Source organism: Streptomyces sp. NPDC006368 (genome assembly GCF_040612535.1).
Classification (GTDB): domain Bacteria; phylum Actinomycetota; class Actinomycetes; order Streptomycetales; family Streptomycetaceae; genus Streptomyces.
In genome coordinates this window covers 1-22830 of record NZ_JBEXQK010000064.1, presented here as the reverse complement: position 1 = coordinate 22830, position 22830 = coordinate 1, and the positions used below count along the sequence as shown (strand labels likewise).

Here is a 22830-nt window from a genome sequence, read left to right as displayed (position 1 = left end):
CGGCAGTCCGTCCCCTCGCCCGCCATGGGGTTGGGGTACAGCCGGGTGGCGGGCCCTCGGTCATGCTCCAGGGCGGCGCCGGACGCGATGGCCTGCCCGGCCCCGGGGGCCGGGCAGGACTCAGACCGTGCGGAAGGCCAGCACCACGTTGTGGCCGCCGAAGCCGAACGAGTTGTTGATCGCGGCGATCGTGCCCTCCGGCAGCGCGCGCGGCTCGTCACGGACGATGTCCGCGTCGACCTCCTCGTCCAGATCGTCGATGTTGATCGTCGGCGGGGCCGTGCGGTGGTACAGCGCCAGGACCGTCGCGACGGTCTCGATGCCGCCCGCGCCGCCCAGCAGGTGGCCGGTCATCGACTTGGTGGCGGAGACCGCGACATGGTCCAGGTCGTCGCCCAGGACCTTGCGCAGCGCCTTCACCTCGGCGACGTCACCCTGCGGGGTGGACGTGGCGTGGGCGTTCAGGTGGACGACCTCGGACGGCTTCAGGTCCGTCGAGTCGAGCAGGTTCTGCAGCGCGGCGGCGATACCGCGGCCCGTCGGCTCGGGCTGCGCGATGTGGTGGCTGTCGGCCGACAGGCCCTGGCCCAGCACCTCGCAGTAGACCCGGGCACCACGCGCGGCGGCGTGCTCGGCCGACTCCAGGACGACGACACCCGCGCCCTCGCCGAGGACGAAGCCGTCACGGCCCTTGTCGTACGGGCGCGACGCCTTCCGCGGCTCGTCGTTGTTCTTGGACATCGCCATCATGTTGGCGAACGCGGCGACCGGCAGCGGGTGGATCGCCGCCTCGGTGCCGCCCGCGACGACCACGTCGGCGCGGCCGGTACGGATCATCTCGACCGCGTAGCCGATCGCCTCGGCACCCGACGCGCAGGCCGAGACCGGGGTGTGGACGCCCGCTTGGGCGTTCACCTCCAGGCCGACGTTGGCGGAGGGGCTGTTGGGCATCAGCATCGGCACGGTGTGCGGGGAGACGCGGCGTACGCCCTTCTCCTTCAGCACGTCGTACTGGTCGAGCAGGGTGGTCACACCGCCGATGCCGGAGGCGATGACGGAGCCCAGCCGCTCGGGCTGGATCTTCTCGTCCTCACCGGCGGGCGCGGAGTAACCGGCGTCCGCCCACGCCTCGCGGGCCGCGATCACGGCGAACTGCGCCGAGCGGTCCAGCTTGCGGGCGAGCGGGCGGGGCAGGACCTCGCCCGGATCGACGGCCGCGGGGGCCGCGATACGGACGGGCATGTCGGCGAAGCGGTCGCCCTCGAGGGGCTTGACGCCGGAGCGTCCCGCCAGCAGACCTTCCCAGGTCGAGGCGGTGTCGCCACCCAGCGGTGTGGTTGCGCCGATACCGGTGACGACCACGGTGCGATTGGTCGGGCTCACAGGAATTCTTTCTCCACGTGTATGAGGTATGCGTGAATGCGGCGCCACCGCCGGGTGGCGAACCGGATCAGCCCTGGTGCTTCAGGATGTAGTCGGCAGCATCGCCGACCGTCTTGAGGCTCTTGACGTCCTCGTCCGGGATCTTGACGTCGAAGCGCTCTTCGGCGGCGACGACGACCTCGACCATGGAGAGCGAGTCGACGTCCAGGTCGTCGGTGAAGGACTTGTCCAGCTGGACGTCCTCCTCCGGGATGCCGGCGATCTCGTTCACGATCTCGGCGAGGCCCTTGACGATCTCGTCCTGAGTGGCGGCCATGTGGCGCTCCTTCGGTGTGTTTCTCAGAGGGTGTTTCTCAGAGGATGTGAGGCTGGTCGTCCGGAAGGATCCGGGGAACGATCCGAACGGTGCCTAGGGGAGGGTAACGACCGTCGCGGCGTATACGAGACCCGCCCCGAAGCCGATGACGAGCGCGGTGTCACCGCTCTTCGCCTGACCGGTCGCCAGAAGCCGCTCCATCGCGAGCGGAATCGAGGCGGCCGAGGTGTTGCCGGTGGTCTCCACGTCCCGGGCGACCGTGACGTGCTCCGGCAGCTTCAGAGTCTTCACCATCGAGTCGATGATCCGCATATTGGCCTGGTGCGGGATGAAGACGTCCAGGTCGGCCGCCGAGATGCCGGCGGCGTCCAGGGCCTGCTGGGCCACCTTCGCCATCTCGAAGACGGCCCAGCGGAACACCGCCTGGCCCTCCTGCGTGATGGCGGGGAACTTCTCGACCGTGCCGTCGCGGTAGTCGGTCCAGGCGACGGTCTGCTTGATCGTCTCCGACTTGTCGCCCTCGGAGCCCCAGACGGTCGGGCCGATCGCCGGCTCCTTCGCGGGGCCGACCACGACCGCGCCCGCGCCGTCACCGAACAGGAAGGCCGTCGCCCGGTCCTCCAGGTCGGTCAGGTCGCTGAGCCGCTCGACGCCGATGACGAGCACGTACTCCGCCGAGCCTTCGACGACCATGCCCTTGGCGAGGGTGAGGCCGTAACCGAAGCCCGCGCAGCCCGCGGAGATGTCGAACGCCGCCGGCTTCCCGGCGCCGATCTTGTCGGCGATCTCGGTGGCGACGGCGGGGGTCTGCTTGAAGTGCGACACGGTGGAGACGATCACGCCACCGATCTGCTCCGGGGTGAGCCCGGCGTCCGCGATGGCCTTTCCGGCGGCCTCGACCGACATCGCCGTCACGGTCTCCTCCGGGGAGGCCCAGTGGCGGGTGGCGATGCCGGAACGGGACCGGATCCACTCGTCGGACGAGTCGATCGTCTCCAGGATCACCTCGTTGGGCACGACCCGGGTCGGACGGTAGCCGCCGACACCCATGATCCGTGCGTACGGGGCGCCCTGGCTGGGCTTGATCTTCGCCATGCTGTACGACTCCTTGTCAGCGGCGTCAGGCGGCGGGCCGGGCGTGCTCGGCGAAGAGCGCGCGTGCCGCGTCGAGGTCGTCCGGCGTCTTCAGGGCGAGCGTCGCGACGCCCGGCAGGGCGCGCTTGGCGAGACCGGTCAGCGTACCGCCGGGGCACACCTCGACCAGCGCGGTCACGCCGAGCTGCTGGAACGTTTCCATGCACAGGTCCCAGCGGACCGGGTTCGCGACCTGACCGACCAGGCGGGCGACGACATCGGCGCCCGTGGCGACGGTCCGGCCATCCTTGTTGGACACGTACGGCACGGACGGGTCGGCCGGAGTCAGGGCCCGCGCGGCCTCCTCCAGGGTCGCCACCGCGGGCGCCATGTGGTGCGTGTGGAACGCGCCCGCCACCTTGAGCGCCACCACGCGGCGGACGCCCTCGGGCCGGTCCGCCTCCAGCGCGGCGAGCTGCTCCATCGTGCCGGCGGCGACGATCTGGCCCGCGCCGTTCACGTTCGCCGGGGTCAGCCCCAGCCTCTCCAGATGCGGGATCGACACCTCGGGGTCGCCGCCGAGCAGCGCCGACATACCGGTCTCGGTGACGGCGGCGGCCTCGGCCATCGCCAGGCCGCGCGTCCGCACGAAGCGGAGCGCGGCGGTGTCGTCGAGGACGCCGGCGAACGCGGCGGCCGTGATCTCACCGACGCTGTGACCTGCCACGGCGCCCGGGGCGCCCGCCGCGTCGGCGGCGAAAGTCCCGGTACCCAGCGCGGAGGCGGACAGCAGGCCCGCGGCCACCAGCAGCGGCTGGGCGACGGCCGTGTCGCGGATCTCGTCCGCGTCGGCCTTCGTGCCGTAGTGGACGAGGTCCAGCCCGATGGTCTCCGACCAGGCGCCGACACGGTCGGCGGCACCGGGGAGGTCGAGCCAGGGAGTCAGGAAGCCGGGCGTCTGAGCGCCTTGGCCGGGAGCGACGAGTACGAGCACCCTCACACTCTCTCTTGTGGACGGTCCCCGGCGCCCGTGGGGACTGGGACGAAGAACCGTCGGGCGAATTGTTGGTGTTCGACAAAAGTCTAGGACGCGCGCTCAGCTCTGCGGGTCACCGTCCGCCAGCCGTCCGAGGATCAGGGCGATCCGCAGCGTGAACGCCGAGCGCACGTCGGAGGGCGACCAGCCGGTGACGTCCGTCACACGTCGGAGCCGGTAGCGCACGGTATTGGGGTGCACGAACAGCATCCTGGCGGCCCCCTCCAAGCTGCTCGCCTGCTCCAGATAGACACTCAGCGTCTCCAGCAGCGCGGAGCCCGCTTCCTCCAGCGGTCTGTAGATCTCCTCCACCAACTGCTCGCGGGCCGAGGGGTCCCCGGCCATCGCGCGCTCCGGCAGCAGATCATCGGCCAGCACCGGTCGCGGCGCGTCCTGCCACGCCGAGCACGCCTTCAGCCCGGCCGCCGCCGCCTGCGCGGACCGGGTCGCCGCCAGCAGGTCCGGCACGATCGGACCGGCGACGACCGGGCCCGCCGCGTACGGGCCGATCAGCGCCTTCGCCACCTGGAGCGGGTTGTCGCTGCCGCCCGCGATCACCACGAGCCGGGAGCCCAGCACACCGGTGAGGACCTGCAACTTGGCGGCCCGGGCGGCGCGCCGGATCGCCTCCACGGTCAGCTCGCTGTCGCCGTCCGGGGCGGTGCCGAGGATCACGCACACATGCTCGGGGGAGTTCCAGCCCAGAGCGGCGGCCCGGGAGACGGCGCCCTCGTCGGCCTCGCCCGACAGGACGGCGTTCACCACCAGGGACTCCAGCCGGGCGTCCCACGCGCCGCGCGCCTCGGCGGCCTGCGCGTACACCTGCGCCGTCGCGAAGGCGATCTCCCGCGCGTACACGAGCAGCGCCTCGCGCAGCACCGACTCGTCACCGGGCGCGGCGACCTCCTCGATCGCCGACTCCATGACCTCGATCGTCGTCCGCACCATCTCCACGGTCTGGCGCAGCGTGATCGCCCGCGTCAGCTCCCGCGGAGCCGTACCGAAGACGTCGGTGGAGATGGCCTGCGGGGTCTCGGGGTGCCGGAACCACTCCGTGAACGCGGCGATACCCGCCTGGGCGACCAACCCGATCCAGGACCGGTTCTCCGGGGGCATCGCCCGGTACCAGGGCAGCGTCTCGTCCATGCGGGCAATGGCGCTCGCGGCGAGGCGCCCGGAGGACTGCTCCAGGCGTTTGAGGGTCGCGGGGTGCGGGTGGGCGTCGTTCGCTGCTGGTTCAGGCACGGGACAAGACTGCCTTATCGGGGCGGGGCGATGCCCAGGCGGGCCGGATTCCGGCCGTCCGCAAGGGCGCGGGCAGGAATCCGGCAGGGCATAGGGTGGGGCCGTGATCGACGTACGGAGAGCGGGGAGCCGCTACCGCGGAGGCGATCCCGGCGCCGGGATCGAGACCCTGCACGCCTTCTCCTTCGGCCGCTTCTACGACCCGGACAATCTGCGCTTCGGCGCCCTCCTCGCCTGCAACGAGGAGCGGCTCGCACCCGGCGCCGGATTCGCCGAACACCCGCACAGCCACACCGAGATCGTCACCTGGGTCGTCGAGGGCGAGCTGACCCACCGCGACTCGGCCGGCCACGCGTCGGTGGTCCGCCCCGGCGACGTACAGCACCTCAGCGCGGCGAGCGGGGTGCGGCACGAGGAACGCAACGATAGCGACGTACCGCTGACGTTCGTGCAGATGTGGCTGGCGCCGCTGTCGCCGGGCGGCGACCCGGCGTACGAGGTGGTGCGCGGCGTCCAGGACCCGACGCCGTACGCCCTGCCGGCGGCCGGCGCCCGGCTGCACGTACGGCGCCTGGACACCGGGGAGCGGACCCCGGTGCCCGACGCGCCCTTCGTGTACGCCCATGTCGTACGGGGCGGGGTGCGGCTGGCCGGCGAGGAGCTGCGAACCGGGGACGCGGCCCGGATCACCGGGGCGAAAGGGCTGGAACTGGTGGCGCCGGGCGCGGCGGACGTGCTGCTGTGGGAGATGTCCGGCCCGCAGACGTCAGGCTGACGCCCGCAGCTCCGCCAGCACCGCGTCCGTGAACGGCGGCCACGCCTCGATCGCCCACGGCCCGAAGGCCCGGTCGGTCAGCGCGACGCACGCCGCACCCGTGCTGTTCCCGCCCGCCCACCGTGCGTCCGGGTCGATCCACAGGAACGTCCCCGACTGCCCGAAGTGCCCGAACGTACGCGGCGACGACGAAGCCCCCGTCCAGTGCGGCGACTTGCCGTTCCTGATCTCGAAACCGAGGCCCCAGTCGTTGGGCTTCTGGTGCCCGTACCCCGGCAGGATGCCGCTCAGCCCCGGGTGGACGACCGACATCGCCTCCAGGACCGTGCGCGGGTCCAGCAGCCGCGGTGCCTGCACCTCGGCGGCGAACCGCGCCAGGTCGTCGACCGTCGACACGGCGTCCTTCGCGGGGGAGCCGTCCAGCGTCGTGGAGGTCATGCCGAGCGGCTCCAGCACCGCCTGGCGCAGATACTCCGGGAACGGGATGTCCGTCGCCTTCGCCACAAGGTCGCCCAGCACCTCGAACCCGGCGTTCGAGTACAACCGCCGCGCGCCCGGCGCCGCCATCACCCGGTGCTCGTCGAACGCGAGCCCCGAGGTGTGCGCCAGCAGATGCCGCACCGTGGACCCGTCGGGCCCGGCCGGCTCGTCGAGCTCGACGGCCCCCTCCTCGTACGCGACGAGCACGGCGTACGCGGCGAGCGGCTTGGTGACCGAAGCCAGCGGGAAGGGCCGGTCCGTGGGGCCGTGCGCCCCGGCGAGGGTGCCGTCCGCGCGTACGACGGCCGCGGCCGCGGTGGGGACGGGCCAGTTCTCGATCATCGCCAGGCTCTGCATGCGTATGAGCGTATCGTCCCTCGGATTCCATGGGATTTACGCTTGCTTGGAGTGCACTCCAACCTCCTAGCGTGGAGGCCATGACGGTGATCGAGAGCACCCCCGTACGCACACCGGGCAGCGACATCTGCTCCACCGCGCCCCCGGCGCACCCGCGCCCGGACGGGCAGGACCGCTACACGATCAGCGAGGTCTCGGCCTGGACCGGGCTCACCGCGTACACCCTGCGCTGGTACGAGCGGATCGGGCTGATGCCGCACGTCGACCGGTCCCACACCGGTCAGCGCCGGTTCACCAACCGCGACCTGGACTGGCTGGCGTTCGTCGGCAAACTCCGGCTGACCGGCATGCCGGTCGCCGACATGGTGCGGTACGCCGAGCTCGTACGCGAGGGCGAGCACACCTTCGAGGAGCGGCGGGAACTGCTGGAGCGGACGCGGCGCGACGTACGGTCGCGGATCGCGGAGCTCCAGGACACGCTCGCCGTACTCGACTACAAGATCGACTTTTACTCGGGCGCCCGGCGGGCCCCGGAGAGGACCACATGAGCATCGAGAAGATCGCCACGGTACGCCTCGGAGCGGACGGCCCCCAGGTGGGCGTCCAGGGCTTCGGCGCCATGGGTATCAGCGAGTTCTACGGCGACACCGACGAGGCCGCCGCCCGCGACACCCTGGACGCCGCGCTGGAGGCGGGCGTCACGCTCATCGACACCGCCGACATCTACGGGCGGGGCGCCAACGAGGAGTTCCTCGCGCCGTTCGTCGCCGCCCACCGCGACGAGATCACCCTGGCGACGAAGTTCGCCATCGAGCGCACCGACGACCCGCACCACCGGGGCATCCGCAACGACCGCGCCTACATCAGGTCCGCCGTCGAGGGCAGCCTGCGCCGCCTGGGCGTCGACGTCATCGACCTCTACTACATGCACCGCCGCGACCCCGCCGTGCCGTTCGCCGAGTCCGTCGGCGCCATGGCCGAGCTGGTGAAGGAGGGCAAGGTCAAGTACCTGGGGCTGAGCGAGGTGACCGGGGCCGAACTGCGCGAGGCGCACGCCGTGCACCCCATCACCGCGCTGCAGTCGGAGTGGTCGCTGTTCTCGCGGGACGTCGAGCGCAGCGCGGTCGGCGCGGCGGCCGACCTGGGCGTGACCTTCGTGCCGTACTCGCCGCTCGGCCGGGGCTTCCTCACCGGGGCGTTCACCGACGCGACCAAGGACCTGTCGGGTAAGGACTTCCGCCAGTTCCAGCCGCGCTTCTCCGGCGAGAACGCCCAGCGGAACGCCGAACTGCTGGAGCCCGTCCGCAAGGTCGCGGAGGCCCACGGGGCGACCTCCGCGCAGATCGCCCTCGCCTGGGTCCAGCAGCGCGCGTCCGTGCACGGGCTGACCGTCGTCCCGATCCCCGGCACCCGCAAGCGCGCCCGCCTGCTGGAGAACGCGGCGGCGACCCGCATCACGCTGAGCCCGGAGGAGCTGGCCCTGCTGGAGCCGATCGCCGCACAGGTGGCGGGCGACCGTTACCCCGACATGACGTCCACCTCCGCGGCCCGCGAGGACGTCTAGCCACCGGGCCGCCCATGCGGGCATCCGGGGGCCGGACCCGTGGGACGTACGGCGGCCAAGTCCGTGAGGACGTTCAGCGGCGAGGCCCTTGAGCACGTTCAGCAGCCAAGTCCGTGAGCACGTCCGACGGCCAAGTCCGTGAGGGCATCCGGCGGGTCAATACAGCTGGGCCGCGAGTGCGAAGACCGCGAAGCCCGCCGCGAGCAGCGCCGCCGCTGCCCGGCCGGCTTTGCCGGTCCTCGTCCACGGCGTCTCGAAGCCGCGCGCGTACCGCCCGACGAGGACGAGCAGTCCCGCGAACACCGGCAGCCAGGCGAGACGCGCCACGATCCACCCGAGGGTGTCGGGCGCCGTCGTCAGCCCCGGCACCGCGCCCACCGTCAGGGACGCCGGGACGGCGGCGGCCAGCATCGCCGTTTGGTGCCAGCACAGGATCGTCATCGCGGAGAGGTTCACCACGACGACCGGCGCCCACGGACCCGGCCGCCGCAGGGGTGCGCCCAGCCGCTCGCGCAGCAGGATCGCCGCGCCGCTCTGCGCGGCGGCGAGGGCGAGGACGAGCAGCGACGGCGGATGGGAGTTGGTGCGCGCCGCACCGGGGACGCCGACCATCGACGCGGGGTAGCCGAAGACGAGGAGCAGGGTGGCGAAGAGCGCGGCCCCGCCGGTGAGCAGCGCCCACGCCTGCCGGCGGCCGAGCCGCCGCTCGCCCCAGGCGACGCCGAGCTGGTACGCGAAGAGCCAGCCGGGCAGGATGTTCAGCGCGCTCACCCAGGACGGCACGGCATCGGCGTACGGCCCGTAGCGCAGCGCGTCGACGGCGGCGACCGACCCGAGCAGCGGGGCCGCGGCCCACGCCCCGCCTCATACCCCGGTATCAGGCTCCGGCCACGGCGCGGACCCGGACCCGAATCCCGGACCGCGACGCCCCTGACTGCCCTGAACGCCCCGGGACGGGGCCCGAATCGCCAAGCGGTCGGCCTCGGGGCCGGCGTCACAGCTGCGCGAGCAGCTCCGCCTTCTTCGCCGCGAACTCCTCGTCCGTCACCAGCCCCGCCTGGTGCAGCTCCCCCAGGTGCCGGATCCGCTCCGCGATGTCCGCCGGATCGCGCCGGCCCGACGCCACCGCCACCGGGACCGGTGACGCGGCGCCCGACTCCCGCACCGCCGCCAGGACCGCCGCCGCGAACGGCAGCGACTCGTGCACCGGGCCGTACCCGAGGCCGAACACGACGGCCGCCGGATCCTGGTCCGCCTGGGCAGGCTGGATATCGCCCTCGTGACCGCGCCGCAGCAGCCGCAGGTAACCGTCGAGGACATCGGGTGAGCGCCATTCGACGCCGCTCAGCTCCCGTACGGGGAACGTCTGGTCGCCGGCCTTCCACTTGGCGGACGAGGCTCCGGTCCAGAACCACCGGAACGCCACCTGTCTGCCGTCGAAGGACGCCTTCCCGTCGTACGCCTTGAACTGCAGGGGCGCCTCGGGCGCGGCCACCAGGAAGCGGTCGGCCGGCTCCTTCGCCTCCGGGCCGAGCAGGGCCCGCAGCTCGTCCCCGTAGTACTCGGCGAGGGTCTCCCGGTCGGCGGGCAGGACGAGCCGATACGGGTCGCTGCCCTCCTTCAGCTGGCCCGAAGCCGCCTCCATCAACGGATCGGCGCCGGGTCTCGGCACCGCGTGCAGCACGACCGTGCCGCGCTTGCCCCGGGAGAGGGTCACGGACGCCAACGCCTCGTGAGGGATGCGTCGTTCGCGCAGCGTGTGGAAAAGCCTCGGTGCGCGTATCCCCCGTTCGAAGCGGATGAGCACGGCGTCGGGTTCGAACTCCCAGGTGGCATGAATTCCGGCCAGCACATCACCCATGCGCCTCATCGTATGCGGCGGGCGTCCGCGCGTCGCCCCTCGAAGAGTTCCGATGTCCACCACGCTTCGCGCCCTTCTACGCGCGTCAGACCGCCATCCGGCCGGAGATTCCACTGCGACAGGCGTCGTCGCCGCTCGCGCAGCTCACACTGTCGTACGCGCCGACGCCTATCTCCGCGAAGTTGCGCAGGCTCTCGGTGCCCGGCTCGAAGTACCCCGCGTGGCCGGCCGCGCCGGACGCCGACAGCACCCGCGCCCCGAACTCCGGGGCCATCGGATCGGCGCCGTGCCCGAGCCCGCCGACCTCCAGGTACGGCACGTCGGCGATCCAGTCGTCGGTGTCGCGCATGGCCCAGACACGGGCCCGGGTGCCGAGCCCGGAGGCGGTCTCCGCCCGCATGCCGGGGCTGCCGGCGACGGTGACGTCGGTGACCCGCGCGGGCAGTCGGCGCGCGGCGACACCGCACACCACGGATCCGTAGCTATGGCAGAAGAGGGTGACCCGCGAGCGCCCGGGCAGCGCGCCGGCCAGCGACACCAGCCGGGTCGCGCCGTCCGTGGCGAGCCGTCCGATGGCGGCGTCCATACCGACGCCGCCCGGTGCGGTGTAGTCGGCCCAGGCGATGACAGCGGTACGGGTGGCGGGGGCGGCCGTACGTTCGGCGGCGTACAGCGACTGCGCCATGCCCACGGGGGCGGTGTATCTGCGGGCCGTCCTCTGGAAGGTCAGGAGGTTGGTGTCCACGCCGGGGACGATCACCGAGACCCGCTGGGCGCGGTCGAGGTCGCCGAAGACCTCGGCGACGCGGCCCTTGCCGGCCGGGTCGAAGGAGAGGATCTGGCGGCCGGCACGCATGAGGGACGTGAACCGGTGCACGCGGCGCGCGGCTTCCCGGCGGCCGTCGGCCGTAAGCCGCTTGTCGTCCACCCGGGCGCGCTCGACGCCCAGCGCGCGGCTGAGGGCGTACCTGTTGGCGCGGTAGCGCAGGGTGACGGGCGCGCCGTCGAGGTTGCCGACGACGAACGGGTGCTCGACGGCCAGCCGTTCCCGCTGAGCCGGCGTCAGGGAGCGGAAAAAGGCCGCCAGAACGGGCGCGGGAGCCCCGGGATCAGGGAGCTCATGCGTACCTATCCGGCCATGTCGCCACGTGGAGAGCGCGGCCTCGCGGCTTTCTCCGGGGGCCCGTTGACGGCTGATGGCCGTCCAGCCGGACGTCATGAGGAGGACGAAGACCACCGCGAGAGCGAGCAACATGCGCCAGACGGTGAGAGTGGGAGAGGAGTCGAAAGAAATCACTGCGGGACACCCTAGGAGAAGCGCGCGAGGTGCCGGGAAGGGGGTGACGCAGATCACGCTTCAGGGAGGAGATTCGGGGAAACGCGGTCACTCTTCGTGCGCGCGGGGCGTGCGCTGCGGCGTACGAGGGCGTGCGCCCCGAGGCCCGGGGGCGTGCAGGTGCGGGGCGCCGAGGTGGCATTGCGGTGCGGGGGCTTCGGTGGCTTGCGCCTGTGCGGCTCCGGGCGCGGGCTGCGCGGAGTCGGGTTCGAGGCCGGGGGCGTGCGGGGTGGGGGCTTGGGGGAGCTGCTGCCGGCTCAGGGCGTGCGCTGCGGTGCCCTGCTCCCGGGCGGCGGCGGCGCGTGATCGGCCGCGGTGCGCCAGTCGGTGGCGAGGGCGGGGCCGAGGTGGTCCATGTACGTCTCGGTGAGCTCCCGGATCGCCTCCAGGGACGGGTCCCCGCCCCGGCCCCACAACTGGCCGGTGATCCGCATGACACCGCTGAACGCGGCGACGGCCACGCGCGGCCGGGGGTCGGCGTCCACGTCGAGGCCCTCGCGCTCGGCGATGAGCCGGGCGATGTTCTCCTCCATCTCGATGGAGCGCCGCAGATGGACGGCGAGGAGCGCCGGCGTCGACTCGATCACCTGGAAGGTGCGCAGGTACAGCTCGACCGGGATCACTTCCATGATCGCCTCGCCGATGGTGTCCCAGGCGGCCAGCACGGCGTTGCGCATCGCGTCGATGGGGGCCTCGTGGGCGGGCCGGTCGCGCAGGGCCACCATGAAGTGCTGCTCGACCATGTGCTGGACGGCGAAGGCGACGTCCTCCTTGCTGGCGAAGTAGCGGAAGAAGGTGCGCTGCGAGACATCGACCGTGTCGGCGATCTCGTCGACGGTGGTCCCCTCGTACCCCTGCGTGGTGAAGAGCTCCAGCGCGGCGCGCAGCAGGGCGTCGCGGGTGCGCTGCTTCTTGCGCTCCCGCAAGCCCGCGAGGGGCGGCTGCTCAACCGTCACTTCATGGCCCTCTTCTCGACTCTTTCACCAGCTCAGCGTACCTGTGAGCCACGTGACAGTTACCGGCGTGTGAATTGCTTTGTCAATTGTCAGCGGCTGACATTAGCCTCGCGGTATGACTAGTCAGACCACCATCGACAAGACGCCGCAGGGCCGGGAACCAGGGACGGCCCCGGCCAAGGGACTGCGCGGCCACCCCTGGTTGACGCTCTTCTCCGTGGCCGTGGGCGTGATGATGGTCGCGCTCGACGGCACGATCGTCGCCATTGCCAACCCCGCGATCAAGGACGACCTGGGTGCTTCCTGGGCGCAGGTCCAGTGGATCACCAACGGCTACCTGCTCGCCCTCGCGGTCTCGCTGATCACCGCCGGCAAGCTGGGTGACCGCTTCGGCCACCGCCAGACCTTCCTCATAGGCATCGCCGGTTTCGCCGCCGCCTCGGCCGCGATCGGCTTCTCGGACGGCGTGGCCCTGGTCGTGGCCTTCCGTGTGCTCCAGGGAGTCTTCGGCGCCCTTCTGATGCCGGCCGCCCTCGGCCTGCTGCGCGCCACCTTCCCCGCCGAGAAGCTGAACATGGCGATCGGCATCTGGGGCATGGTCATCGGCGCCTCGACAGCGGGTGGCCCGATCGTCGGCGGCCTGCTCGTCGAGCACGTCAGCTGGCAGTCGGTGTTCTTCATCAACGTGCCGGTGGGTGTCGTCGCGCTGGCCCTCGGCCTGATCATCCTGAAGGATCACCGCGCCGAGAACGCGCCGAAGTCCTTCGACATTCTCGGCATCGTGCTCCTGTCGGGAGCGATGTTCGCCCTCATCTGGGCCATCATCAAGGCCGGCGAGTCCTGGGGCTGGGGAAGCGCCCAGACGTGGGCCTGGCTGATCGGCGCGGTGGTGCTGTTCGTGGTCTTCGCCGTCTGGGAGACCAAGGTCAAGGAACCCCTCATCCCCCTGGGGCTGTTCCGCTCCGTGCCCCTGTCCGCCGGCACGGTCCTCATGGTCCTCATGGCCTTCGCCTTCCTCGGTGGCCTCTTCCCCGTGTCGTTCTTCCTGCAGGGCGTGCACGGCATGAGCCCGGTCGACAGTGGCCTGCACCTGCTGCCGCTCACGGCCATGATGATCGTGTCCTCGCCGCTGGCCGGCGTGCTGATCACCAAGTTCGGCCCGAGAATCCCGCTCGTGGGCGGCATGGTGTTCACGGCGATCGCCATGTTCGGCATGACCACTCTGGTCAAGGACACGAGCACCCTCGCCATGTCCGTCTGGTTCGCGCTGCTGGGCCTCGGTCTGGCTCCGGTGATGGTGGGTGCGACGGAGGTCATCGTCGGTAACGCGCCGCTCGAACTCTCCGGAGTCGCCGGCGGTCTGCAGCAGGCCGCCATGCAGGTCGGCGGCGCGCTCGGCACGGCCGTGCTCGGCGCCGTGATGTCGAGCAAGGTCAGTTCGAGCTTCGCCGACAACTGGCGCGAGTCGGGCATCCCCACCCCGCCCGACCCCAGGCTCGAGGCCGCCGCGGAGTCCGGCGTGGCCCCCGCCGAACTGGCCAAGGCGCCGGGGATGACACCCGACATCTTCGCCAAGATCACCGACGTCATCCACGACACATTCCTGTCGGGCATGCACCTCGCCTTCACGGTCGCCGGCGTGGTGGCGGTGGTCGCGGCGCTGGTCGCCACCCTGACCAAGCGCGGTGCCAACGCGGACGCGAGCACGGGCGGCGCGCACATCTGACGCCCCGGCTCGCCCCCTCGGGCCCCGGTCGCCAGAGGCGGCCGGGGCCCGAGTCGTGGGCGTGGCCCGGCGGGCCCGACGCCCGCCGGCGGCACCGAGCAGCGGCGCCCCGCCCGGGATACGACAGCCCGCGGACTCGGGCCCGCCCCGGGGACCGGCGTCCCCTCGCGGCACGGGGCGTCACCCGTGCGGGTGGATCGGCCCGCGCCCCCTTCCCCAGGACGGTCACTCTGCGTCACGCTATGGGGAAGTGATCGTCACTTCATGTCACGGGGGGTTCACCCATGCGTACCTGCACCACGCTGCTCACCGCCGCTCTCACCGTCGGCGCCCTTGGCACATTCGGGCCCGCTGCCGTGCCCGCATCCGCTGCGTCGGCCTCCGCTGCGCCGGCCGCCGCCGCGCCGCAGGGGCTGGGGCCGTGCGGCGCGGGCCAGTTGTGCCTCTGGCCCAAGCAGGACTTCCGGGGCGCCCGGAAGGCGTACGAGTTGACCGGCGTCGATGTCGAGAGCTGCGTTCCTCTCCCGGAGGGCATGACCGCCACCGCGCTCGCCAACCGGACCGGACGACCCGTCACCACCTACCAGTCCGCGGAGTGCGCGGAAACAGGCGAGTTCGAGACGTATCCCGGCGGGGGGACCTGGGTACCCGAATCCCCGTACCAGGTACGGGCCTTCAAGGTCTGGGAATCGTGAACGCGGGTACCCGGAGCCCAGCGCGGGGAACCCTCGGTCATGCGGCCGGACGTGGTCGTGGACCGGGCAGGATCGCGCGGCGCGGGACACTAGGGCCGGTCGGAGGGCGTCCCGGTGGGATGCTGGAGCGGGACGCCGCCCGACAGGCGGGCGACCTCCGTCCGCAGGTCCTTGACCTCCTGTGTCAGGGCTTCGAGGAGCGCCGTCTGACGGCGCTCCTCCGCGTCGTCCCGCTCGAAGCGGGAGATGAACCACGCGGCGATGTTGGCGGTGACGACACCCAGCAGGGCGATGCCGGACAGCATCAGCCCCACCGCCAGCACCCGCCCCAGGCCGGTCGTCGGCGCGTGGTCGCCGTAGCCCACGGTGGTCATGGTCGTGAAGGACCACCACACCGCGTCACCCAGCGTTTTGATGTTCCCGTTCGGCGCGTCCCGTTCCACGTGCAGCACGGCCAGAGAGCCGAACATCATCAGGCCCACCACCGCCCCGGCCACGTAGGTGGTCAGCGTGATCTGCGGCGCCATCCGGGCCCGTCGCCCGACCAGCAGCAGGGTGGAGACCACCCGCAGCAGCCGCAGCGGCTGGACCAGCGGCAGCAGTACGGCCGCCAGGTCCAGCGGGTGGTGGCGTACGAAGCGCCACCGATCCCGCGACAGCACCAGTCGGACGATGTAGTCCACGGCGAAGGCGCCCCAGACCACCCACTCCACGGTGAGGCAGGTGTCGTGCACCCACGCCGCGGCGTCGGGTACGACGATCGGTACGGCGTAGGCGACACCGAACGCGACGGCGAGCCCCAGCAGCGGCGCCTGGGTGCGCGCCTCCCAGCGTTCTTCCATGCCGGGCATGTTAAAGGGGTGCGGAGGGACGAAGCCCCCCGCACCCCGACAGACCCCCGCCCCGGAACGGGCTACCCCACCCCGAGGGGGCCCCGCCCCCGGACGGCTTGCGGCGCCCGGACGGCAGGCTCCCGCCTCCGGGCGGCATCACCCGCCCGGAAGGGGTTACGCGTCGCCGCCCGCGGCGCCCGGGTCCGCCGCCGCCACGTCCAGCAGCTGGTAGCGGTCGATGGCCTGCTTCAGCGCCGACCGGTCCACCTTGCCCTCGCGGGCCAGCTCGGTCAGCACCGCCAGCACGATCGACTGCGCGTCGATGTGGAAGTAGCGCCGCGCCGCACCCCGGGTGTCGGCGAAGCCGAAGCCGTCCGCGCCCAGCGAGGTGTACGAGCCCGGCACCCAGCGCGAGATCTGGTCCGGAACCGACCGCATCCAGTCGGAGACGGCCACGAACGGACCCTCCGCGCCGGACAGCTTCCGCGTGACGTAGGGCACGCGCTGCTCCTCCTCCGGGTGGAGCAGGTTGTGCTCGTCAACCGCGACGGCGTCGCGCCGCAGCTCGTTCCAGGAGGTCGCCGACCACACGTCGGCGCGTACGTTCCACTCCTCGGCGAGGATCCGCTGCGCCTCGACCGCCCACGGCACCGCGACGCCGGACGCCATGATCTGCGCCGGGATCGCGCCGGCCTCGCCACTCTTGAAGCGGTACAGGCCCTTGATGATGCCGTCCGCGTCGACGTCCGCCGGCTCGGCCGGGTGCTGGATCGGCTCGTTGTAGACGGTGAGGTAATAGAAGACGTCCTCACTGTCCGGACCGTACATCCGGCGCAGCCCGTCCTTGACGATGTGCGCGATCTCGAAGCCGAACGCCGGGTCGTAGGAGACGCACCCCGGGTTGGTCGAGGCGAGCAGCTGCGAGTGGCCGTCCGCGTGCTGCAGACCCTCACCGGTCAGCGTCGTCCGGCCCGCCGTCGCGCCCAGCACGAAGCCGCGCGCCAGCTGGTCGGCCATCTGCCAGAACTGGTCGCCGGTCCGCTGGAAACCGAACATCGAGTAGAAGACGTACACCGGGATCAGCGGCTCGCCGTGCGTCGCATAGGCCGAGCCCGCCGCGATCAGCGACGCGGTGCACCCCGCCTCCGAGATGCCGTCGTGCAGCATCTGACCGGTGGGCGACTCCTTGTACGCGAGCAGCAGCTCGCGGTCGACCGCCTCGTACTGCTGGCCCAGCGGGTTGTAGATCTTGGCGCTCGGGAAGAACGAGTCCATACCGAAGGTGCGGTACTCGTCGGGCGCGATCAGCACGAACCGCTTGCCGATCTCCTTGTCCCGCATCAGGTCCTTCAGCAGCCGGACGAACGCCATCGTCGTCGCGATCGACTGCTGGCCCGACCCCTTCTTCACCGCCGCGTACGTCTTGTCGTCGGGCAGCGCCAGGGGCTTCGCCCGCACGACCCGGGTCGGGACGTACCCGCCCAGCGCCTTGCGGCGGTCGTGCATGTACTGGATCTCCTCCGAGGCGGGGCCCGGGTGGTAGTACGGCGGCAGGCCGTCCTCGAGGTCCTTGTCGGAGATCGGCAGGTGCAGCCGGTCACGGAAGCGCTTCAGGTCGTCGACCGTCAGCTTCTTCATCTGGTGGGTGGCGTTGCGGCCCTCGAAGTTCGGACCGAGCGTCCAGCCCTTGACCGTCTGCGCCAGGATCACGGTCGGCTGGCCCTGGTGCTCCAGGGCCGCCTTGTACGCCGCGTAGATCTTCTTGTGGTCGTGACCGCCGCGGCCGAGCATCAGGATCTGGTGGTCGGTCATGTTCTCGACCATCTGACGCAGCCGGTGGTCGTCACCGAAGAAGTGCTCGCGGATGTAGGCACCGGTCTCGGTGGCGTACGTCTGGAACTGGCCGTCCGGCGTCGTGTTCAGCTTGTTGACCAGCACGCCGTCCCGGTCCTGGGCCAGCAGCGGGTCCCAGGAGCGGTCCCACACCAGCTTGATCACGTTCCAGCCGGCACCGCGGAACTGCGACTCCAGCTCCTGGATGATCTTCCCGTTGCCGCGCACCGGACCGTCGAGCCGCTGGAGGTTGCAGTTGACGACGAAGGTCAGGTTGTCCAGGCCCTCACGGGCGGCGATCGACAGCTGGCCGAGCGACTCCGGCTCGTCCATCTCGCCGTCGCCGAGGAACGCCCACACGTGCGACTTGGAGGTGTCGGCGATGCCGCGCGCCTCCATGTAGCGGTTCATGCGCGCCTGGTAGATGGCGCCGATCGGGCCGAGGCCCATGGAGACCGTCGGGAACTCCCAGAAGTCCGGCATCAGCCGCGGGTGCGGATAGGACGACAGGCCGTTGGGGAACTTCGACTTCTCCTGGCGGAAGCCGTCGAGCTGCGCCTCGGTCAGCCGGTCCAGGAGGAAGGCGCGGGCGTAGACACCGGGGGACGCGTGCCCCTGGAAGAAGATCTGGTCGCCGCCGTCGCCCTCGTCCTTGCCGCGGAAGAAGTGGTTGAAGCCCACGTCGTACAGGGAGGCGGAGGAGGCGAAGGTGGCGATGTGGCCACCGACGCCGATGCCGGGGCGCTGGGCGCGCGAGACCATCACCGCGGCGTTCCAGCGGGTGGCGTTGAGGATCTTGCGCTCGATCTCCTCGTTGCCGGGGAAGAACGGCTCGTCCCTGGTGGCGATGGTGTTGACATAGTCCGTGCTGCGCATCTCGGGCACGGCCACGCGCTTCTCGCGGGCCCGCTCGATCAGGCGCAGCATCAGATAGCGGGCCCGTTCACGGCCCCGCTCGTCGACGGCGGCGTCGAGGGAGTCGAGCCATTCCTGGGTCTCTTCGGGATCGAAATCCGGGACCTGGCTGGGAAGGCCGCCAATGATGATCGGGTTGCGATCGGATCCGGAAGCCACGCTGTTCCTTCTGTTCGTAGGTGTCTACGGGGAGTGGACGGGCGGCAGTGCGGTCGCGCCGCCACCATCGTCTACCCCGCGGACGGAAACGTCATCTCTACCGAGAGGTAACCCCTGAGGGGTCCCGTATCCCGGCCGAGAAGGGGGCCAAATCGCAACCTTACGCCCAGCTCGGGCAGGCGTTCCGCCCGCTCGTTCGGCTCCTCCGGGCGCAGGGACAGAGCAGAGGACCCTAAAGTGGGTCAAGAGCCGCGGTTGCATCACGAGCGTGGGCGGAGCGGTGCCTGTAGTTGGGGCGAGACGGCCCCAAAAGTCACCGTTTCGGCGGTCTCGACCGCCGGGTACTTGCGCGATCCGCCCAGCACGTGTGGACTACGGCCAACGCCTCGCGTACGCGCGCGGCCGAAGCATTTTCCAAAATACGATCAGGAGGCAAGCCGTGAGCGCGACCGCGGACCACGCGGAGGAGCGGACCAACCCGGCAGCGAAGCTGGGGTTCGAGCCCGGACAGGTGGTCCAGGAGATCGGCTACGACGACGACGTCGAGCAGGAGCTCCGTGAAGGTATCGAGGCCGTCATCGGCCAGGACCTCGTCGATGAGGAGTACGACGACGTCGCCGACGTCGTCCTGCTGTGGTTCCGCGACGAGGACGGCGACCTCACGGACGCGCTGGTCGACGCCATCGGCCTGATCGACGAGGGCGGGCAGATCTGGCTCATGACGCCCAAGACCGGCCGTGACGGTTACATCGAGCCCAGCGACATCAATGAGGCCGTCCAGACGGCGGGCCTCACCCAGACCCGGAGCATCAACGCGGGCAAGGACTGGACCGGCAGCCGGCTGGCCACCCCCAAGGCGGCCAAGGCCGGCAAGCGCTGACCGTACCGACGCTCCCGACAGCGTGCGGGACCCCCGGCCGACACCGTCGGCCGGGGGTCCCGTGCGTAGGGTGGGCTCCGCCGGAGCCCCCGGCACAGCCCCCGGCCCATGGAAGGGACGCTTTTTCATGACGATCGAGGCGACCGAGGCCGCCGAGGCCCTCACGGTCGGCACCAAGGCCCCCGACTTCGAGCTGAAGGACAACCACGGCCGCACCGTGCGGCTCTCGGACTTCCGCGGCGAGAAGAACGTGGTGCTCCTCTTCTACCCCTTCGCCTTCACCGGTGTGTGCACGGGCGAGCTCTGCGCGCTCCGTGACGAGCTGCCGACGTTCGTCAACGACGACACGCAGCTGCTCGCCGTCTCCAACGACTCCATCCACACCCTGCGCGTCTTCGCCGAGCAGGAGGGCCTGGAGTACCCGCTGCTGTCCGACTTCTGGCCGCACGGCGAGACCTCGCGCGCGTACGGCGTCTTCGACGAGGAGAAGGGCTGCGCGGTGCGCGGCACCTTCATCATCGACAAGGACGGCGTCATCCGCTGGACCGTCGTGAACGGTCTGCCGGACGCCCGTGACCTGAACGAGTACGCCGCCGCCCTCGACACCCTCTGATTCTTCGGGCCAAGAGCCTGCTCACGACGGGAACCGCTCACTAGGATCCAGTCGTTGATCCGATGCCAACGCACGACGGGGGCGCTGCCCCTGGAAACCAATGGAGGGACTCGTGGGAGTCAGCCTCAGCAAGGGCGGCAACGTCTCGCTGACCAAGGAGGCCCCGGGCCTGACGGCCGTCACCGTCGGTCTGGGCTGGGACGTCCGCACCACCACCGGTACGGACTTCGACCTCGACGCCAGCGCCATTCTGGTCAGCGCCGAGGGCAAGGTCCGCAACGACCAGGACTTCGTGTTCTTCAACAACCTGAAGAGCGCCGACGGCTCGGTCGAGCACACCGGTGACAACCTCACCGGTGAGGGCGAGGGCGACGACGAGCAGGTCAAGGTCGACCTCGCCAACGTCCCGGCCGATGTCGCGAAGATCCTCTTCCCGGTGTCGATCTACGACGCCGAGAACCGCCAGCAGTCCTTCGGTCAGGTCCGCAACGCGTTCATCCGCGTCGTGAACCAGGCCGGTGGCGCCGAGATCGCGCGCTACGACCTGAGCGAGGACGCCTCGACCGAGACCGCCATGGTCTTCGGCGAGCTGTACCGCCACGGCACGGAGTGGAAGTTCCGCGCCGTCGGCCAGGGGTACGCCTCGGGCCTGCGCGGCATCGCGCAGGACTTCGGCGTCAACGTCTGAGCCACGGCACCGCTCTCGCGTCCGTCGCGGCGTCCCCGCGTCGCCGCGCGGCTTCGTCCGGCGCCGCACGCCTCCGTGCGTGCGGCGCCGGACGTGCCTCTTTCAGCAGGACACCTCAGGGGAGGACCACCGTCATGGGCGTCACGCTCGCCAAGGGAGGCAACGTCTCCCTCTCCAAGGCCGCACCCGACCTCACCCGGGTGCTCGTCGGACTCGGCTGGGACGCGCGCTCCACCACCGGAGCGCCCTTCGATCTCGATGCCAGCGCGCTGCTCTGCCAGAACGGCAGGGTCCTCGGTGACGAGTGGTTCGTCTTCTACAACAACCTCACCAGCCCCGACGGTTCCGTCGAGCACACCGGCGACAACCTGACGGGCGAGGGGGACGGCGACGACGAGTCGCTGATCGTGGACCTCTCCCAGGTGCCGGCCCACTGCGACAAGATCATCTTCCCGGTCTCGATCCACGAGGCCGACAACAGGAGCCAGACCTTCGGCCAGGTCGCCAACGCCTTCATCCGCGTGGTCAACCAGGCCGACGGCAACGAACTGGCGCGCTACGACCTCAGCGAGGACGCCTCCACCGAAACCGCGATGATCTTCGGCGAGCTGTACCGGTACAACGGGGAATGGAAGTTCCGCGCCGTGGGACAGGGGTATGCGTCCGGGCTCAGGGGCATCGCTCTAGACTTCGGGGTCAATGTTTCCTAAAGCACGTCTCCGGGTTCGTTCAAAACCCGGCGCGCACGGCGCGGGGGAGACCCTCCCCCAGAGCTTCGCCTGGGGGCACCCCCAGATAACACGATTGGGTAGCCAGTGGTTCTGAAAACCTTCGGCTGGTCGTTCGCCGTCACGGCGCTCGGCCTTGCTTTCGCCGCCTGGCAGTGGGGCTGGGAGGCGTTCGGGATCGTACTGATCCTGTCGATCCTCGAGATCTCACTGTCGTTCGACAACGCGGTCGTCAACGCCGGAATCCTCAAGAAGATGAACGCCTTCTGGCAGAAGATCTTCCTGACGATCGGCATTCTGATCGCGGTCTTCGGCATGCGGCTGGTCTTCCCCGTCGTGATCGTCGCCATCAGCGCCAAAGTCGGACCGATCGAGGCCGTCCAGCTCGCCATGGACAACCCCGGCCGGTACGAGGACCTCGTCACCGACGCACACGCGGCCATCGCCTCGTTCGGTGGCATGTTCCTGTTGATGATCTTCCTGGACTTCATGTTCGAGGAGCGCGAGCACAAGTGGCTGGCGTGGCTGGAGCGCCCGCTGGCCAAGCTGGGCAAGGTCGACATGCTGTCGGTCTGCATCGCCCTCATCGTCCTGCTGCTCACCGCGATCACCTTCGCCACCCAGGCGCACACCAGCGCCGGGCACGCCGACAAGTCGGCCACCGTGCTGCTGTCCGGCGTGGCGGGCCTGATCACGTACCTCGTCGTCGGCGGCCTGTCCGGGTACTTCGAGAACAAGCTGGAGGAGGAAGAGGAACGCGAGCACGAGGAGGAGGAGAAGGCGAAGAAGGAGGGCAAGCCCGTCTCCGCCGTCGGCCTCGCCGGCAAGGCCGCGTTCTTCCTCTTCCTGTACCTCGAGGTCCTCGACGCGTCCTTCTCCTTCGACGGCGTCATCGGTGCCTTCGCCATCACCAACCACATCTTCTGGATGGCGCTGGGCCTCGGCATCGGCGCGATGTACGTCCGGTCGCTCACCGTCTACCTGGTCCGCCAGGGCACGCTGGACGACTACGTCTACCTGGAGCACGGCGCGCACTACGCGATCGGCGCGCTCGCGGTCATCCTGCTCATCACCATCCAGCACCAGATCAGCGAGTTCATCACCGGCCTCGTCGGTGTGTTCCTGATCGCCGCGTCCTTCCTCTCCTCCGTCCGCCGCAACAAGGCGCTGGCCGCCGCGGGCGAGGGCGACAAGACACACGTCACCGTGTGACCTCCGCCGGGGTGTGACAGCCCCGGCATTGAGGAACGCTTCCGTTGCGGGGCGGCCGGGTGCTCCCGGCCGCCCCCCCGCGTATACAAGTGGGAAAGGAAGACTCGGGGTGGGGGATTGCCGTATGGGAAAAACAGTGGGGGGAAAAGATAGGAAGAGAGTGGT

General features: G+C 70.6%; 21 protein-coding genes and 1 pseudogene. 10 read left to right on the top strand and 12 right to left on the bottom strand.

The genetic code is table 11. From position 1 onward, the window contains the following. Window positions 1-120: 120 nt before the first annotated feature. The 5 genes from fabF to ABZZ38_RS29020 form a co-directional block, all read right to left on the bottom strand. Window positions 121-1383, bottom strand: coding sequence for a beta-ketoacyl-ACP synthase II (gene fabF, locus ABZZ38_RS29040; RefSeq protein WP_356745285.1), 1263 nt, complete (start codon window positions 1381-1383; stop codon window positions 121-123). A 67-nt stretch (window positions 1384-1450) separates the two neighbouring features. Then, window positions 1451-1699 carry an acyl carrier protein gene (locus ABZZ38_RS29035; protein WP_356745283.1) on the bottom strand — a complete coding sequence of 83 codons (249 nt, stop codon included), beginning with the start codon at window positions 1697-1699 and terminating at the stop codon, window positions 1451-1453. Window positions 1700-1792: 93 nt separating this feature from the next. Continuing rightward, window positions 1793-2794: a ketoacyl-ACP synthase III gene (locus ABZZ38_RS29030; protein WP_356745281.1), complete on the bottom strand. Its 1002-nt coding sequence runs from the start codon at window positions 2792-2794 to the stop codon at window positions 1793-1795. 25 nt (window positions 2795-2819) lie between these two features. Next, window positions 2820-3767, bottom strand: coding sequence for an ACP S-malonyltransferase (locus ABZZ38_RS29025; protein ID WP_356745280.1), 948 nt, complete (start codon window positions 3765-3767; stop codon window positions 2820-2822). Window positions 3768-3869: 102 nt separating this feature from the next. Next, window positions 3870-5054 carry a helix-turn-helix domain-containing protein gene (locus ABZZ38_RS29020; RefSeq protein WP_356745278.1) on the bottom strand — a complete coding sequence of 395 codons (1185 nt, stop codon included), beginning with the start codon at window positions 5052-5054 and terminating at the stop codon, window positions 3870-3872. A 103-nt stretch (window positions 5055-5157) separates the two neighbouring features. Between ABZZ38_RS29020 and ABZZ38_RS29015 the strand changes: the two genes are divergently transcribed. Then, entirely contained in the window at window positions 5158-5829 is a 672-nt protein-coding gene (locus tag ABZZ38_RS29015) for a pirin family protein (protein ID WP_356745276.1), read from the top strand. Here ABZZ38_RS29015 and ABZZ38_RS29010 read toward each other — a convergent pair. Further along, window positions 5821-6666, bottom strand: a complete 846-nt coding sequence (locus ABZZ38_RS29010) for a serine hydrolase domain-containing protein (RefSeq protein ID WP_356745274.1) — start codon at window positions 6664-6666, stop codon at window positions 5821-5823. The two genes, ABZZ38_RS29015 and ABZZ38_RS29010, sit on opposite strands and share 9 nt — an antisense overlap. An 80-nt stretch (window positions 6667-6746) precedes the next feature. On the opposite strand from ABZZ38_RS29010, the gene ABZZ38_RS29005 reads away from it, so the two are divergent. Further along, window positions 6747-7214 carry a MerR family transcriptional regulator gene (locus ABZZ38_RS29005; RefSeq protein ID WP_356745272.1) on the top strand — a complete coding sequence of 156 codons (468 nt, stop codon included), beginning with the start codon at window positions 6747-6749 and terminating at the stop codon, window positions 7212-7214. Further along, a complete protein-coding gene (locus ABZZ38_RS29000; protein ID WP_356745270.1) occupies window positions 7211-8230 on the top strand; it encodes an aldo/keto reductase in 1020 nt (339 codons plus the stop codon). Before ABZZ38_RS29005 ends, ABZZ38_RS29000 begins: the two co-directional genes overlap by 4 nt. A 156-nt stretch (window positions 8231-8386) precedes the next feature. Here the strand turns inward: ABZZ38_RS29000 and ABZZ38_RS28995 are convergent. The 4 genes and pseudogenes from ABZZ38_RS28995 to ABZZ38_RS28980 all read right to left on the bottom strand — a co-directional run. After that, window positions 8387-9091 (bottom strand): annotated as a pseudogene (locus ABZZ38_RS28995) (acyltransferase); the annotation flags it as partial. Between the two features lie 133 nt (window positions 9092-9224). Continuing rightward, a complete protein-coding gene (locus ABZZ38_RS28990; RefSeq protein ID WP_356745268.1) occupies window positions 9225-10091 on the bottom strand; it encodes a DUF4429 domain-containing protein in 867 nt (288 codons plus the stop codon). An 85-nt stretch (window positions 10092-10176) separates the two neighbouring features. Continuing rightward, window positions 10177-11388: an alpha/beta hydrolase gene (locus ABZZ38_RS28985; RefSeq protein ID WP_356745266.1), complete on the bottom strand. Its 1212-nt coding sequence runs from the start codon at window positions 11386-11388 to the stop codon at window positions 10177-10179. Between the two features lie 296 nt (window positions 11389-11684). Further along, the gene (locus ABZZ38_RS28980) at window positions 11685-12383 is read right to left on the bottom strand and encodes a TetR family transcriptional regulator (RefSeq protein WP_356745264.1); all 699 of its coding nucleotides are present in this window, start codon (window positions 12381-12383) and stop codon (window positions 11685-11687) included. 115 nt (window positions 12384-12498) lie between these two features. Here ABZZ38_RS28980 and ABZZ38_RS28975 point away from each other — a divergent pair, with 115 nt between their 5' ends. Together ABZZ38_RS28975 and ABZZ38_RS28970 are read left to right on the top strand one after the other, a co-directional pair. Then, entirely contained in the window at window positions 12499-14109 is a 1611-nt protein-coding gene (locus ABZZ38_RS28975) for an MFS transporter (RefSeq protein ID WP_356745262.1), read from the top strand. A 284-nt stretch (window positions 14110-14393) separates the two neighbouring features. Further along, window positions 14394-14804: a peptidase inhibitor family I36 protein gene (locus tag ABZZ38_RS28970; protein WP_356745260.1), complete on the top strand. Its 411-nt coding sequence runs from the start codon at window positions 14394-14396 to the stop codon at window positions 14802-14804. A gap of 89 nt (window positions 14805-14893) precedes the next feature. Here ABZZ38_RS28970 and ABZZ38_RS28965 read toward each other — a convergent pair whose 3' ends face one another. Further along, window positions 14894-15646 (bottom strand): potassium channel family protein, encoded by a 753-nt coding sequence (locus tag ABZZ38_RS28965; protein WP_356745258.1) that lies wholly within the window; start codon window positions 15644-15646, stop codon window positions 14894-14896. Between the two features lie 165 nt (window positions 15647-15811). Continuing rightward, window positions 15812-18544 (bottom strand): pyruvate dehydrogenase (acetyl-transferring), homodimeric type, encoded by a 2733-nt coding sequence (gene aceE / locus ABZZ38_RS28960; RefSeq protein ID WP_356745256.1) that lies wholly within the window; start codon window positions 18542-18544, stop codon window positions 15812-15814. A 439-nt stretch (window positions 18545-18983) separates the two neighbouring features. On the opposite strand from aceE, the gene ABZZ38_RS28955 reads away from it, so the two are divergent. From ABZZ38_RS28955 to ABZZ38_RS28935, 5 genes are all read left to right on the top strand, one after another. Beyond that, on the top strand, window positions 18984-19424 hold the full coding sequence (locus ABZZ38_RS28955; protein WP_356745254.1) for a DUF3052 domain-containing protein: 441 nt from the start codon (window positions 18984-18986) through the stop codon (window positions 19422-19424). A gap of 127 nt (window positions 19425-19551) precedes the next feature. Further along, window positions 19552-20037, top strand: a complete 486-nt coding sequence (locus ABZZ38_RS28950; protein WP_356745252.1) for a peroxiredoxin — start codon at window positions 19552-19554, stop codon at window positions 20035-20037. Between the two features lie 112 nt (window positions 20038-20149). Next, entirely contained in the window at window positions 20150-20725 is a 576-nt protein-coding gene (locus ABZZ38_RS28945; protein ID WP_356745250.1) for a TerD family protein, read from the top strand. Between the two features lie 134 nt (window positions 20726-20859). Further along, window positions 20860-21435, top strand: a complete 576-nt coding sequence (locus ABZZ38_RS28940; protein ID WP_356745248.1) for a TerD family protein — start codon at window positions 20860-20862, stop codon at window positions 21433-21435. A gap of 105 nt (window positions 21436-21540) precedes the next feature. Further along, entirely contained in the window at window positions 21541-22665 is a 1125-nt protein-coding gene (locus tag ABZZ38_RS28935) for a DUF475 domain-containing protein (RefSeq protein ID WP_356745246.1), read from the top strand. The last annotated feature ends 165 nt before the right edge of the window (window positions 22666-22830 follow it).

Excerpts from the sequence above, each read along its gene's own strand:
- ABZZ38_RS29035 (WP_356745283.1), bottom strand. The coding sequence starts at position 1,699 with ATGGCCGCCACTCAGGACGAGATCGTCAAGGGCCTCGCCGAGATCGTG.
- ABZZ38_RS29030 (WP_356745281.1), bottom strand. The coding sequence starts at position 2,794 with ATGGCGAAGATCAAGCCCAGCCAGGGCGCCCCGTACGCACGGATCATG.
- ABZZ38_RS29010 (WP_356745274.1), bottom strand. The coding sequence starts at position 6,666 with ATGCAGAGCCTGGCGATGATCGAGAACTGGCCCGTCCCCACCGCGGCC.
- ABZZ38_RS29005 (WP_356745272.1), top strand. The coding sequence starts at position 6,747 with ATGACGGTGATCGAGAGCACCCCCGTACGCACACCGGGCAGCGACATC.
- ABZZ38_RS29000 (WP_356745270.1), top strand. The coding sequence starts at position 7,211 with ATGAGCATCGAGAAGATCGCCACGGTACGCCTCGGAGCGGACGGCCCC.
- ABZZ38_RS28990 (WP_356745268.1), bottom strand. The coding sequence starts at position 10,091 with ATGGGTGATGTGCTGGCCGGAATTCATGCCACCTGGGAGTTCGAACCC.
- ABZZ38_RS28975 (WP_356745262.1), top strand. The coding sequence starts at position 12,499 with ATGACTAGTCAGACCACCATCGACAAGACGCCGCAGGGCCGGGAACCA.
- ABZZ38_RS28970 (WP_356745260.1), top strand. The coding sequence starts at position 14,394 with ATGCGTACCTGCACCACGCTGCTCACCGCCGCTCTCACCGTCGGCGCC.
- ABZZ38_RS28965 (WP_356745258.1), bottom strand. The coding sequence starts at position 15,646 with ATGGAAGAACGCTGGGAGGCGCGCACCCAGGCGCCGCTGCTGGGGCTC.
- ABZZ38_RS28950 (WP_356745252.1), top strand. The coding sequence starts at position 19,552 with ATGACGATCGAGGCGACCGAGGCCGCCGAGGCCCTCACGGTCGGCACC.
- ABZZ38_RS28940 (WP_356745248.1), top strand. The coding sequence starts at position 20,860 with ATGGGCGTCACGCTCGCCAAGGGAGGCAACGTCTCCCTCTCCAAGGCC.